The 12,006-nt window shown below is 75.7% G+C and carries 14 protein-coding genes; 6 read left to right on the forward strand and 8 right to left on the reverse strand.

Features of this window, described 5'->3' with window-relative positions; genetic code table 11:
* The first annotated feature begins 103 nt into the window (after positions 1–103).
* Positions 104–1,921, forward strand: coding sequence for a heavy metal translocating P-type ATPase (locus tag OVA14_RS03890; RefSeq protein WP_267504979.1), 1,818 nt, complete (start codon positions 104–106; stop codon positions 1,919–1,921).
* 9 nt (positions 1,922–1,930) lie between these two features.
* Here OVA14_RS03890 and OVA14_RS03895 read toward each other — a convergent pair whose 3' ends face one another.
* From OVA14_RS03895 to ddaH, 5 genes are all read right to left on the reverse strand, one after another.
* Complete coding sequence (locus OVA14_RS03895) at positions 1,931–2,818, reverse strand: universal stress protein (RefSeq protein WP_267504980.1); 888 nt, start codon at positions 2,816–2,818, stop codon at positions 1,931–1,933.
* Positions 2,819–2,910: 92 nt separating this feature from the next.
* Entirely contained in the window at positions 2,911–3,750 is an 840-nt protein-coding gene (locus OVA14_RS03900) for a hypothetical protein (RefSeq protein ID WP_267504981.1), read from the reverse strand.
* Positions 3,751–3,809: 59 nt separating this feature from the next.
* The gene (locus tag OVA14_RS03905; RefSeq protein WP_267504982.1) at positions 3,810–4,250 is read right to left on the reverse strand and encodes an SRPBCC family protein; all 441 of its coding nucleotides are present in this window, start codon (positions 4,248–4,250) and stop codon (positions 3,810–3,812) included.
* Positions 4,251–4,297: 47 nt separating this feature from the next.
* The gene (gene rocD / locus OVA14_RS03910) at positions 4,298–5,533 is read right to left on the reverse strand and encodes an ornithine--oxo-acid transaminase (RefSeq protein WP_267504983.1); all 1,236 of its coding nucleotides are present in this window, start codon (positions 5,531–5,533) and stop codon (positions 4,298–4,300) included.
* Complete coding sequence (gene ddaH / locus OVA14_RS03915) at positions 5,530–6,369, reverse strand: dimethylargininase (protein ID WP_420710611.1); 840 nt, start codon at positions 6,367–6,369, stop codon at positions 5,530–5,532. The genes rocD and ddaH overlap by 4 nt, the downstream gene beginning before the upstream one ends.
* A 91-nt stretch (positions 6,370–6,460) precedes the next feature.
* On the opposite strand from ddaH, the gene OVA14_RS03920 reads away from it, so the two are divergent.
* Positions 6,461–6,898: an Lrp/AsnC family transcriptional regulator gene (locus OVA14_RS03920; protein ID WP_188715169.1), complete on the forward strand. Its 438-nt coding sequence runs from the start codon at positions 6,461–6,463 to the stop codon at positions 6,896–6,898.
* Positions 6,899–6,955: 57 nt separating this feature from the next.
* Complete coding sequence (locus tag OVA14_RS03925; RefSeq protein ID WP_267504984.1) at positions 6,956–7,447, forward strand: DUF2087 domain-containing protein; 492 nt, start codon at positions 6,956–6,958, stop codon at positions 7,445–7,447.
* Here OVA14_RS03925 and OVA14_RS03930 read toward each other — a convergent pair.
* A complete protein-coding gene (locus tag OVA14_RS03930; protein WP_267504985.1) occupies positions 7,444–7,947 on the reverse strand; it encodes an RES family NAD+ phosphorylase in 504 nt (167 codons plus the stop codon). The two genes, OVA14_RS03925 and OVA14_RS03930, sit on opposite strands and share 4 nt — an antisense overlap.
* Before the next feature lie 176 nt (positions 7,948–8,123).
* Between OVA14_RS03930 and OVA14_RS03935 the strand changes: the two genes are divergently transcribed.
* Positions 8,124–8,543, forward strand: a complete 420-nt coding sequence (locus OVA14_RS03935) for an NUDIX hydrolase (protein ID WP_267504986.1) — start codon at positions 8,124–8,126, stop codon at positions 8,541–8,543.
* Between the two features lie 6 nt (positions 8,544–8,549).
* Here OVA14_RS03935 and OVA14_RS03940 read toward each other — a convergent pair whose 3' ends face one another.
* Positions 8,550–9,704, reverse strand: coding sequence for an FAD-dependent monooxygenase (locus tag OVA14_RS03940; RefSeq protein ID WP_267504987.1), 1,155 nt, complete (start codon positions 9,702–9,704; stop codon positions 8,550–8,552).
* A 105-nt stretch (positions 9,705–9,809) separates the two neighbouring features.
* A complete protein-coding gene (locus OVA14_RS03945; RefSeq protein WP_267504988.1) occupies positions 9,810–10,181 on the reverse strand; it encodes a pyrophosphatase in 372 nt (123 codons plus the stop codon).
* A gap of 36 nt (positions 10,182–10,217) precedes the next feature.
* On the opposite strand from OVA14_RS03945, the gene OVA14_RS03950 reads away from it, so the two are divergent.
* Entirely contained in the window at positions 10,218–10,718 is a 501-nt protein-coding gene (locus OVA14_RS03950) for a beta-class carbonic anhydrase (RefSeq protein ID WP_267504989.1), read from the forward strand.
* 96 nt (positions 10,719–10,814) lie between these two features.
* Positions 10,815–11,981, forward strand: coding sequence for a MalY/PatB family protein (locus tag OVA14_RS03955; protein ID WP_267504990.1), 1,167 nt, complete (start codon positions 10,815–10,817; stop codon positions 11,979–11,981).
* Positions 11,982–12,006: the final 25 nt, after the last annotated feature.

Genomic DNA, 12,006 nt, shown 5'->3' on the forward strand with positions numbered 1-12,006 from the left:
ACGGCGGCCGCGGCGGCGCGCGATGACGGCCGCGGGCGCGCCCGCGCCGCAGCGGGCGGCGAGCGCGCGACGGCGGCCGGCGGTACCGGGCGCGCGCCTGCTCGTGCTCGTCGTCGCAGCGATCGGCGCCGCGGTCGTGCTGCTGCTCGCCGGCAGCCCGGTCGGCGCCGCGGCGGCCGCGACCGCGGCGGCCGCGGCGGCCGGCATCGCCCTGCTCGTCGCGATCGTGCGCGACCTGCGCGCCGGCAGCTGGGGGCTCGACGTGCTGGCGCTGCTGGCGATCGCGAGCACCCTCGCCGTCGGCGACACCTGGGCCGCGGCCCTCGTGGGCCTCATGGTGGCGGGCGGGCAGGCGCTCGAGGGCTTCGCGCAGCGGCGCGCGCGCCGGCATCTCACCCAGGCTTGCTCGCCGGCGCGCCGCAGGCTCGCGCAGCGGCTCGATGCCGACGGCCCGGCGCAGCCCGTGCCCGTCGAGCAGGTCGAGCCCGGAGACCGGCTGCTCGTCACGGCGTACGCGCTCGTGCCGGTCGACGGCACGCTGCTCGACGACGAGGCCGACCTCGACGAGTCGTCGCTCACGGGCGAGAGCCTGCCGGTGCCGCACCGCCGCGGTGCCGCCCTGCTGAGCGGCTCCGTCAACGGCGGCCGGGCGTTCCGGATGCTCGCCACCGCCACCGCCGGCGCGAGCCAGTACCAGCAGGTCGTGGCGCTCGTGCGCGACGCCACCGCCTCGCGCCCGAGGTTCGTGCGGCTCGCCGACCGCGCCGCGGTGCCTTTCACGGTCGTGGCGCTGCTCGTCGCGGGCACCGCGTGGGCGATGAGCGGCGACCCGGTGCGGTTCGCCGAGGTGCTCGTGGTGGCCACCCCCTGCCCGCTGCTCATCGCGGCGCCCGTCGCCTACGTGGCGGGCATGACGCGCGCCGCGCGCAGCGGCATCATCATCAAGGACACCGCCTCGATCGAGCGGCTCGCGGCCGCGCGCACCTTCGCGTTCGACAAGACGGGCACGCTCACGCGCGGTCGCCCTCGGGTCGTGCGGCTCGAACCCGCCGACGGCGTCGGAGGCCTGCGCCTGCTGTCGGTCGCGGCGGCGCTCGAGCGGGAGTCGAACCACGTGCTCGCCGCTGCGGTCGTGGCCGAGGCCGAGCGGCTCGGGGCGCCGCCGGCCGCCGTGCAGGACATCGAGGAGGCGACCGCGATGGGCATGCAGGGCGTGCTCGACGGCGAGCGGGTGCGCGCGGGCCGCGCGTCGTTCGCGCTCCCGGGCGCCGCCGCGGGCCCCGGCCGGAGCGGCCAGGCGGCCGAGACGCGGGTGCACGTGAGCGTCGGCGGGCGACCGCTCGGGGCCGTGGTGCTCGCCGACGAGGCCAGGCCGGAGTCGGCGTCGACGCTCGCGGCGCTGCGCGCGTGGGGCGTCGACGGCATCGTGCTCGTCACCGGCGACGGCAGCGACGCGGCCGCGGTCATCGCCCGCGAGGTCGGCATCGGTGCCGTGCACGCGGGCCTCCTGCCCGCCGAGAAGGTGCGGATCGTCGCCGAGCTGCCCGAGCGCCCCGTCGTCATGGTGGGCGACGGCGTCAACGACGCCCCCGTGCTCGCGAGCGCCGACGTGGGGATCGCGATGGCCGCCCGCGGCTCGACCGCCGCCTCCGAGACGGCCGACATCGCGATCGTGCCCGACGACCTCTCGCGCGTCGCCGACCTCGTCGCGATCGCCCGCCGCACGAGCGCCGTCGCGCGGCAGAGCGTCGTCGCCGGCATCGCCATCTCGGTCGCGCTCATGCTCATCGCGGCGACCGGCGCCATCCCGGCCGCCGTCGGCGCGCTGCTGCAGGAGGCGATCGACGTCGTGGCGATCCTCAACGCGCTGCGCGCCGGCGCCGGCAGTTTGCCGCGCCCGCACCCCCGGCGGGCGCGCTGAGCCGCCCGCTCAGTCCTCGCGGCCGCCTCGGCGCTCGATGGAGCCCTCCCGCCCGGGCGCCGCCGGCGGCGGCACGACCAGCACGGGGCACGGCAGGTTCATGAGGAGGTCGTGGCTCACCGATCCCAGCAGGATGCCCGCCACGACGCCCCGCCCGTGCGTGCCGACGACCGCCAGGCGCGCTCGCGCGGCGTGCTCGGCGAGCACGATCGAGGGGCGGCCGTGCTCGAGCACGGCGTGCACCTCGAGCCCGTCGAGCCGATCGCCGAGGGAGGCGACCATCCGATCCATCGAGGCGGCCTCGGCGCTCTGGAACGCCTCGAGCGGCGCCTCGAACGATGCCCAGGCGCCGGAGACGAGCAGCGGCACGCTCCAGGCGCGGACGGCGAGCAGGTCGGCGTCGAGCCGCTCGGCCTCCGTCGCCGCGCGATCGAGCGCGGCACCGCCCGACTCCTCGTCGAGCCCCACGAGCACGGGGCCGGCGCTCGGCTCCCAGTCGACGGGCACGACCGCGAGCGGGCAGCGGCTGCGCGCGGCGACCGCGAGCGGCAGGGTCCCGTGGACGAAGCCGACGGCGCTCGACTTGTGCGAGCCGATCACGAGCAGGTCGGCGCGGCGCGACGCGGCGACGAGGCCCGGCACCGGGCGATCGTGCCGCAGCGTCGTGCTCGCGTCGACGTCGACGCCGCTCGTCTCCACGCGCCGGAGCGCCTCCTGCAGCACTCGCTCGTGGGCAGCCTCCACGGGGTCGGGCCCGGTCTGCGGGATCCAGTCGATGTCGACGACGGAGAGCAGCTCGAGGCGCGTGTCGACGCCGCGCGCCCGCTCCATCGCCCAGTCCAGCGCAGCATCGGCGGCGGTGCTGCCGTCGACCCCCACGACCACGTGCTCGACCATGCTCGGCTCCTCCCGCTCGCAGGACGAGGCCATCGTCCCGCTCGATGGTGCCGCGCGACAGGGCCGAAGGTCCCGCCGCGGCGCCGGAGCGCCTAGGCCAGCCGCGCCTCCACGACGACGTCGCGCTCGACGCGCACCTGGACGTCCTCGACGCGCACGCCCGCGGGCAGCTCGGCCGCGAGGTCGATCCGGTGCCCCTCGAAGCCCTGGATGCGGCCGCGCGCCACGGCGAGCATCGCCCCGACGAGCGGGTTGCCGCTGTCGAGGCTGATGTCGTCGAGCGTGAGGCCCAGGCGGTCGTCGAGCGTCGCGGTGGCGGCCCCGTGGGCGGAGGCGCCGAGCAGGCCCTTGCGCACCTTCGCGTCGGCGTAGGCCCGCACGCTGCGCGGCGTGAGCGCCTCGAGCTCGAGGTCGAGCCTCGAGACGGCGACCCCGAGCTCCTGCAGCATCGGCTCGGCGAGGCCGCGCACGGCGTCGCCCAGCTGCTCCTTCGGCACCGCCACGCGCATCGAGCCGTGCACGGGCCGGTCATCGGAGGGCCGGCCGAGCTCGAGCGCGAGCTCGCCCGCGTCGGTCTCGATCCAGCGCACCGGCACGCCCTGCAGCTCGAGGTCGAGCGTGACGTCGGCGCCCGAGACGCGCATGGGCGCCGCATGCACGCGCAGGTGGCGCAGCACGCCCTCCTCGCTCGTGATGGGCGCGCCCTGCGGCTCGATGCGCGAGCGGTCGCGGTCGTGCTCGGAGCCGAGCACGTAGCCGGTGAGGTCGAGGTCGAGGCGCTCGATGTCGGGGCCGTCGAGCACCGCGTCGATGTGCGCGGTGCAGGCGATGCGGGCCGGCTCGGCGGCGATCATGAGCTTGCGGATGCGCTTGGCGAGCACGGTGCCGTCGGTCGGACGGGGTGCGCTGCCGAGGAGGATGCGATCGGGCACCCGGCCGAGCCTACGCCGTTCCTGCGCGCTGTCCAGTCCCTGGCGGGCAGAGCCGGCCGTCACGCGAGCGCCGCGCGCATGCCGTCGGCGGCGGCGCGCAGCACGGCGCCGTGCTGCCGCGCGAGCGCGCGGTGGGCGATCGGGCTCGCGAGCCGCAGCAGCGGCGCGCGCGCCTCGACCTCCTGCGCGAAGCGCACGGCCGTGCCTCGGCCGTGCGGCACGAGCCACCACGCGCACCAGCCCTCGAGGTCGCCGGAGATCGCGGCGCGCAGCTCGCCGCCCCGCGGGTCGGCCTCCGCGAGCCGGATGCGGAGGCCGTAGCCGAGCGGGGCGGCGATTACGGCCTCCGCGGTGCGGGAGCCGGGGGCGCCGCCGCCGCGCAGGATGCGCACGGCGGGCCACCACCGCCCGTACCCGCCGACGTCCTCGACGAGCGCGCGCACGCGCTCCGGGGCCGCGGCGACGTGCCACGCGTGGCCGAAGCGGTAGTGGGTGCGCATCCGCCCATCATGCTCGGCGGGTCTGCGAGCGCGCTCCCCGGCCTCCCCTACTCGGCGGGCGCGCCGACCGCCTCGCGGAACGCGTCGACGAGCATGTCGAGGTCGGCCTCCGAGATCACGATCGGCGGCGCGAGGCGCACGGTCTGCCCGTGGGTGTCCTTCGCGAGGATCCCGCGCTCCAGCAGCCGCAGGCACACCTCGCGCGCCGTGCCGACCGCGGGGTCGATGTCGATGCCGGCCCACAGGCCCACGCCGCGCACCGCGGTGACGCCGTGGCCGACGAGCGCGCCGAGGCCCGCGTGCAAGCGCTCGCCGAGCACCCGGGCGCGCTCCTGCATCTCGCCCTCCTCGAGCATCCGCACGACCTCGAGGCCGACGGCCGCCGCGAGCGGGTTGCCGCCGAAGGTCGAGCCGTGCGAGCCGGGCGTGAGCACGCCGAGCACGTCGGCGTCCGCGACCACGGCCGAGACGGGCACGACGCCGCCGCCGAGCGCCTTGCCCAGCAGGTAGACGTCGGGCACGACGCCCTCGTTCTGGCACTGGAAGGTGGCGCCGGTGCGTCCGAGGCCCGACTGGATCTCGTCGGCGATGAGCAGCACGCGCTCGCGCTGGGTCAGCTCGCGCACCGCCTGCAGGTAGCCGGCCGGCGGCACGAGGATGCCCGCCTCGCCCTGGATGGGCTCGATCAGCACCGCCGCGGTGCGCGACGTGATCGCCGCCGCGAGGGCGTCGACGTCGCCGTAGGGCACGCGCACGAAGCCGGGCGTGAAGGGCCCGTAGTTCGTCGTGGCGTCGGGGTCGTCCGAGAACGACACGATCGTGGTCGTCCGCCCGTGGAAGTTGCCCTCCATGACGATGATCTCGGCCTCGCCGGCGGGCACGCCCTTGACCTCGTAGGCCCAGCGGCGGGCCACCTTGATGCCCGACTCCACGGCCTCCGCGCCCGTGTTCATGGGCAGCACCATCTGCTTGCCGGCCAGGCGCGCGAGGGCCTCGACGAAGGGGCCGAGCGCAGCCGAGTGGAAGGCGCGGCTCGTGAGCGTGACGCGGTCGAGCTGCGCCTTCGCGGCGGCGATGAGCCGCTCGTTGCCGTGGCCGAAGTTCACGGCCGAGTAGGCCGCGAGGCAGTCGAGGTAGCGGCGGCCGTCGACGTCGGTCACCCAGGCGCCGTGCGCCTCCGTGACGACGACCGGCAACGGGTGGTAGTTGTGCGCGGCATGCGCCTCGACCTGCTCGATCGCGGCCTCGGTCGCGGGGCTCTCGTGGGTGCGGACGGCGCTCATCGGCGCAGCTCCAGCGTGCAGCACTTGATGCCGCCGCCGCCGAGCAGCAGCTCGGAGAGGTCGACGCCGATCGTCTCGTAGCCGCGCTCGCGCAGCTGCGCGTCGAAGCCCGTGGCGCGCGCGGCGATGAGCATCGTGCGCCCGTCGCCGAACGAGTTGAGGCCCAGCACCGCGCCGTCCTCGTCGCTCACGTGGATCGCGTCCGGGTAGCGGCGCGCGAGCTCGGCCTGGCTGGCCTCGTCGAAGGCCTTCGGCAGGTAGGCGATGTTCGTCTCGTCGAGGATCGCGATGGCCGTGTCGAGGTGGTAGAACGACGGGTCGACGAGGCGCAGGCTCACGACCTCGCGGTCGAAGATCGAGCGCAGCTCGTCGTGCGACTCGAGCGAGGTGCGGAAGCCGTGGCCGGCGAGGATCGCGCCGTTCGAGAGCAGGAAGTCGCCCTCGCCCTCGTTGACGTGCACGGGCTCGTGCACCTGGAAGCCGTGGTCGCCGAACCAGCGCATGTAGGCCGGGCCCTCCGGCACGCGCTCGTCGTAGGTGAACTTGGCGCCGTAGGCCTTGCCGTCGAGCGTGAACCCGCCGTTCGCGGCGTAGGTCATGTCGTTGAGGCCCTCGATGGGGTCGATGAGCTCGACGCCGTAGCCGAGGCCGACGTAGGCGTCGTGGAGGCCCTGCCACTGCTGCACGGCGGTCTGCGTGCTGGTCGGGATCGAGGGGTCCATCCACGGGTTGATCTTGTACGTGACCGTGAAGTGCTCGGGGCGGCACATCAGCACGGTCTTCCGCACGGCGGCGCGCTCGGCGGCCGCGGCGGTGGTGGTCGTCTCGGTCTGCATGGCCCCATGGTCGCAGGGGTTCGACGCATTTCCCAGGGTGCGAGCGCATGTTTCTTGCGATCTGGTCGGTCGACGTCGTAGATTCCTGCATATGGACAGGATCGATCACGGCATCATCGACCAGTTGCGCCTCAACGCGCGGGCTGGCTACGCCGACATCGGCGCCGAGGTCGGGCTGTCCGCCTCCGCCGTGAAGCGGCGCATCGACCGGCTCGTCGCCGACGGCGTCATCCGCGGCTTCACGGTGCAGGTCGACCCCGCCGTCGAGGGCCTCGCCACCGAAGCCTACGTGGAGCTCTTCTGCCGCGGCACCGTCTCGCCCACCGATCTCAAGCGCATCCTCTCCGGCGTGCCGGAGATCGTCGAGGCCGGCACGGTCACGGGCGAGGCCGACGCGATCGTCATCATGCGTGCGCGCGACGTGATCGCCCTCGAGGAGGCGCTCGAGAAGGTGCGCGCGGCGACCTCCGTCGACCACACGCGCTCGGCGATCGTGCTCTCGAAGCTCATCACCCGCACCGCGGGCTGACGCCCGGTCCTGTCCGGCGAGCCGCCCGGCCTGGCAGGCTGGCCGCGGAGGACGACGATGACGGATGCCTGGCGGACCGTGGCCGCGACGCTCGCCGACGAGGCGCGGCGCCTGCTGTGGGCGCGGATGCTCGCGGAGGGCGGCGTCGACGTCGGCCCGCTCCCCTCGCGCGAGCGGCGCGCGCTCGCCGCGCTCGAGCGCGCGGGCCTCGCGCGCGTCGAGGGCGCCGGGGGTGCCGCGCGGGCGGTGGCGCTCGACGCCTTCTCGCCGCTGCTCGCCCACCGGCCCGCGGCCTCCGGCATCGATCGCTTCGTGCGCGACGGGCGGATCGCCTCGTGGCCGCGCAGGCCATCCGATCGCGCGGCGCTGCTGGCGTGGGCCGCCGAGCGCGCGCTGCCGGAGGGCGGCGCGGTCGACGAGCGCGCCGTCACCGAGCGCCTCGCGGCCATCGCCGACGACCCGGCGACGCTGCGCCGCGACCTCGTCGACGCCGGGCTGCTCGATCGCGACGCCGACGGCGCCGCGTACCGGCGCGCACCGCGCGACTAGCGCGGATCGGCTGCGTCCCGGAGCCGGACGGCAGGCGCGCCCTCCTCGTTCCAGCGGAACAGGACGAGGTGCCACAGTCCCGGTCGCTGTCGCGAAGGGTCGATCAAACCGTTCGCGCCGAGGCGGAGCAAGCGGTCGCGCACCGCCCAGGACGTCGGTGCACCGCCAGCCGCGGCGACGCCCTGCCAGGGCGCCGCCGCGTTCGCGAGGTCGACCCCCGCGGCCTCCGCGGCGCGGGGGTCGCGGAGATCGACGATGCCCCATGCCTCGACGTCGACCTCGGCGACCTCGAGCGCCGAGGCCCGCGCGCTCCTGTGGGCGACCATGGCCGCTGCGACGCCCTCACGGGTCGCGCTCAGGTACAGCGTCGGCTCGTGCGCCCGCGAGTAACGGCCAGCGGCGCGCGACCCAGCAACCGCAGATGACCGGAAGGCCGGATCGATCGCGCGGTAGAAGGTGCCGCGAAGTGTGGGCGCGAAGATCGGCGGCGTCCGGGGCATGACCTCAGGATCGCACCAGCCTCCTGCCGTCGGGCAGGGACGACCGCGCAGCGCGGCGGCCAGAGGCGCCGCACGGCCGGCGAGGTCACGAGGATCGACGGTCGACGGCGGCCCATCCGCCTCGCAGGCGGCGCCGAGCCGAGGCGGGCCGCAGGGCCGGCGCCTAGCCTGGACGCATGGGCGTCATCACGGTCTCGGCGATCTGCTTCGAGCGCGAGGACGGCGCCGTGCTCACCGTGAACAAGCGCGGCACCGACCGCTGGATGCTGCCCGGCGGCAAGCCGGAGGCCGGCGAGGACGCCGCCGCGTGCGCGGTGCGCGAGGTCGAGGAGGAGCTCGGCGTCGTGCTCGACGAGGCCTCGCTCGAGCCGATGGGCGTCATCGAGACGCGCGCGGCGAACGAGGCCGGCTTCGACCTCGTGGCGACGGTGTTCCGCTCGCGCGCGGCGATCGCGCCGGAGGTTCGGGCCGAGATCGCGGGCTGCCGCTGGATCCAGCCGGCCGACGGGATCGCCGACGCGGCCGAGGCGCCGCTGAACCGCGAGCACGTCTTCCCGCGGCTGCTCGCGGAGCGCGAAGCGGCGGCGCGGGGCTGACGACCCTCAGCCGCGCCTGCGCGGCACGCGCCAGTGCAGCATCCAGTCGAGGGCGATCTCTGCCGCGAGCGCCGGCAGCAGGTTGGCGACGCCGTTGCGCGCCGCGACCATGGCCGGGAGGCGGCGATCGGTCGTGGCCCGCAGCACGCGCAGCGAGCGGCGCTGGAAGCGCTGCGTGCGGTCGACGCGCGCGTCGTCGTAGCCGTCGAGCGCCGACTCGAGCGGCCGGTCGTCGACGAGGGCGCCGAGCGTCGCGGCGTCCTCGAGCGTGAGGCTCGTGCCCTGGCCCAGCAGCGGCGCCATCGCGTGCGCGGCATCGCCGACGAGCACGACGCCGCCGCGGTGGAACGAGCGCAGCGAGGTCGGCAGGTACCAGAGGTCGCGCCGCTCGACCGCGTCGTGCGGCGTGCCCGCCAGCAGGCCCTGCACCTCGGGCGACCAGTCGCCGACGCGTGCGCGGACCGCGGCGAGCTCGTCCGCCTCCGTGCGCCCCAGGCGCGCGTGCGCGATCGCCCACCAGTGCACGCGCTCGCCGTCGACGGGCATCCAGCCGAGCTCCGTGCCCTGCCCGAGCAGCTGGCGCATGCCGCGCGCGTCGACGACGCCCGCGAGCGCGCCCGAGGGCGCGAGGCCCTCCCAGATCGTCGCGCCCGAGAAGTCGGGCTTCGCCTTCGGCCACAGCGAGCGCCGCACGGCGGAGCGGATGCCGTCGGCGCCGACGACGAGGTCGGCCTCGAGCCGCTCCGGCTCCGCGCCCGGCCGCTCGACGAGCACCGCGGGCCGGCTGGCCCCGGCCTCGGCGCGCAGCACGCGCATGCCCGTCTCGACCTCGCGGTCGCCGCGGAGGAGCTCGAGGAGGGTGGCGCGACGGATGCCCAGCACGGCGCTCGAGGGCGCCTGGAACGCGCCGATGAGCGGCGCGCCCTGATCGGTCGTCACGCCCTGCGGCAGCGAGCGCGCGCCCGCGCGGCGCACCTCCGCGCCGATCCCGAGCGCGTCGAGCGCTGCGACGCCGTTGCGGGTCAGCACGACGCCGGCGCCCGGCTGCGGCACCGCCGCCTCGGCCTCGAGCACCCGCACCCGCAGGCCTGCGGCCTCGAGCGCGCGCGCGGCCGCGAGGCCGCCGATCCCTGCCCCGACGATGATGGCGGTCTGCGTCATGCCCGCAGGCTACCGAGGGCGGCTGTGCGCGCGGCGGGCGATCAGGTCGGCGGGCGTTCGGGCCGGCGAGCGCTCAGGCGGGCAGTCGCTCAGGCCGGCAGTCGCTCAGGCCGGATCGGGCGAGGTGCGCGCCGCCCAGGCCTCATCGCTCTCGCCCGCCCGTTGCGAGACGCGGCGATCCCAGACGAGCCACTTCTCGTCGACGGCGCGCTCGATGTCGACGCCCGTCGTCTCGGCGAGCGCCAGCAGCATGCCGAGCGCATCGGCGAGCTCGAGCGCGAACCGCTGGTCGATCTCCCCGGGGCTGAGGCCCTTGTCGCGCTGGCGGCCGGTCTTCGCGAGCCAGGCCTGCACCAGCTCGCCCACCTCCTCCTGCAGCTTCAGCACCAGCCAGTCGGCGTCGCGCTCGAAGCCGTAGACCTCGGCGTAGCGGCGCGAGATCGCGTCGACCTGCTGGGCGAGGGCGCGGAGCTCCATGCGGCCCATGGTCGCACGCGGGCGTAGGTTCGGAGCATGGACTCCGCATCGTTCGAGGACCTCCTCGCGCACAACCGCGACTTCGCGGCCTCCTTCGACCTCCAGGGCTTCGACGGCGTCGCACGCGCCGGCGTGGCCATGGTGACCTGCATGGACTCGCGGCTCGACCCGCTGGGCATGATCGGCCTCGTGCCGGGCGACGCCAAGATCCTGCGCAACCCCGGCGGCCGCGTCACCGAGCGCGCGCTCGTGGCGCTCGTGCTCGCCACCCACCTGCTGGGCGTCGAGCGCGTGCTCGTCGTGCAGCACACGCGCTGCGCCATGGCGTCGAAGTCGGAGGACGACCTCATCGCCGCCCTCGGGGCCTCCGCCGGCATGGACGCGTCCTGGCTCGACCTCGGCGCGATCGACGACCAGCGCCAGGCGCTCACGGCCGACGTGCACCGCGTCTCGTCGCACCCGCTCATCGGCGACCGCGTGAAGGTCGGCGGCTTCCTCTACGACGTCGACTCGGGCCTGCTCGACCAGGTCGCCTGACCCTGCTTCCTCAACCGGTTCTGTGGTCGGCGGGCGCGATCATCTCCTCCGCCGACCACAGAACCGGTTGAGATCCTGGCTGGCAGGATCGGGAGCATGGCGAACCCGTTCGAGCAGGTGTCGGTCGATGCGCTCCGGGAGCGCACGAGCATCAAGTGGCGCTGGTTCGAGCCCGACGTGCTGCCGATGTGGGTGGCCGAGATGGACGTCATGCCCGCCGAGGCGATCACGGCCGCGATCACCGAGGCGCTCGGCCGCGGCGACACCGGCTACCCGCACGGCAGCGCCTACGCCGAGGCCTTCGCGCGCTTCGCCGACGCCCGCTGGGGCGCCGCGCTCGATCCCGGCCGCACGGCGCTCGTCTCCGACGTCATGATGGCCGTCTTCGAGCTCGTGCGGCTGCTCACTCGGCCCGGCGGCCACGTCATCGTCACCAGCCCCGTCTACCCGCCGTTCCACGCCTACGCGGAGCATGCGGAGCGCACGGTGCTCGAGGCGCCGCTCGGCGACGACCTGCGGCTCGACCTCGCGACGATCGAGGAGGCCTGCGGCCGCGTCGGCGAGGCCGGCGGCGTGCTGCTGCTCTGCAGCCCGCACAACCCCACGGGCACGGTGCACACCCGCGCCGAGCTCGAGGCGGTCGCCGAGGTCGCCGCGCGCCACGGGGTGCGCGTCGTCGTCGACGAGGTGCACGCGCCGATCGTCTTCGACGCGACCTTCACGCCCTACTGGAGCGTGGATCCGCGCGGCTTCTCGATCACCTCCGCCTCGAAGGCGTGGAACCTCGCGGCGCTCCGCACGGCGCTCGTCGTGCCGGGCGCCGAGGCGCAGGACCTCGAGCGGCTCGCCGAGGTCGTGGGCCACGGGCCCTCGCACCTCGCGAGCATCGCCCACGTCGCCGCGTTCGACCACGGGCGCGACTGGCTCGACGACGTGATCGTGGGCCTCCGCGGCAACCGCGCGGTGCTCGCCGCGGCGCTCGCCGAGCACGCGCCGGCGATCCGCTGGCAGCCGGGCGAGGCCACCTTCCTCGCGTGGCTCGACTGCCGCGGCACGCGCGTCGCGGATCCTGCGGCACGGCCCGACCCCGGCGACGTCGGGCTCTCGACCGGGCCCGCGAAGGCGTTCCTGGAGCAGGCGCGCGTGGGGCTGAACGCCGGCGAGGCCTTCGGCACCGGCGGCGAGAACCGCGTGCGGCTCAACCTGGGCACGCGGCCCGACCTCATCGAGGAGGCCGTGCGACGGATGGGCGCGATCGCGTGAGCGGCGCCGGGCCCGCCGTGCGGCT

The sequence above is a fragment of the Agrococcus sp. SL85 genome, assembly GCF_026625845.1.
GTDB lineage: Bacteria > Actinomycetota > Actinomycetes > Actinomycetales > Microbacteriaceae > Agrococcus.

What these genes read in the sequence shown, in the direction of transcription:
- OVA14_RS03905 (WP_267504982.1), bottom strand. Translation starts at nt 4,250, where the DNA reads ATGCGCACCCACTACCGCTTCGGCCACGCGTGGCACGTCGCCGCGGCC.
- OVA14_RS03935 (WP_267504986.1), top strand. Translation starts at nt 8,124, where the DNA reads ATGGGCGTCATCACGGTCTCGGCGATCTGCTTCGAGCGCGAGGACGGC.
- OVA14_RS03945 (WP_267504988.1), bottom strand. Translation starts at nt 10,181, where the DNA reads ATGGAGCTCCGCGCCCTCGCCCAGCAGGTCGACGCGATCTCGCGCCGC.
- OVA14_RS03940 (WP_267504987.1), bottom strand. Translation starts at nt 9,704, where the DNA reads ATGACGCAGACCGCCATCATCGTCGGGGCAGGGATCGGCGGCCTCGCG.
- OVA14_RS03920 (WP_188715169.1), top strand. Translation starts at nt 6,461, where the DNA reads ATGGACAGGATCGATCACGGCATCATCGACCAGTTGCGCCTCAACGCG.
- rocD (WP_267504983.1), bottom strand. Translation starts at nt 5,533, where the DNA reads ATGAGCGCCGTCCGCACCCACGAGAGCCCCGCGACCGAGGCCGCGATC.
- OVA14_RS03925 (WP_267504984.1), top strand. Translation starts at nt 6,956, where the DNA reads ATGACGGATGCCTGGCGGACCGTGGCCGCGACGCTCGCCGACGAGGCG.
- OVA14_RS03950 (WP_267504989.1), top strand. Translation starts at nt 10,218, where the DNA reads ATGGACTCCGCATCGTTCGAGGACCTCCTCGCGCACAACCGCGACTTC.
- OVA14_RS03930 (WP_267504985.1), bottom strand. Translation starts at nt 7,947, where the DNA reads ATGCCCCGGACGCCGCCGATCTTCGCGCCCACACTTCGCGGCACCTTC.
- OVA14_RS03895 (WP_267504980.1), bottom strand. Translation starts at nt 2,818, where the DNA reads ATGGTCGAGCACGTGGTCGTGGGGGTCGACGGCAGCACCGCCGCCGAT.
- ddaH (WP_420710611.1), bottom strand. Translation starts at nt 6,369, where the DNA reads ATGCAGACCGAGACGACCACCACCGCCGCGGCCGCCGAGCGCGCCGCC.
- OVA14_RS03955 (WP_267504990.1), top strand. Translation starts at nt 10,815, where the DNA reads ATGGCGAACCCGTTCGAGCAGGTGTCGGTCGATGCGCTCCGGGAGCGC.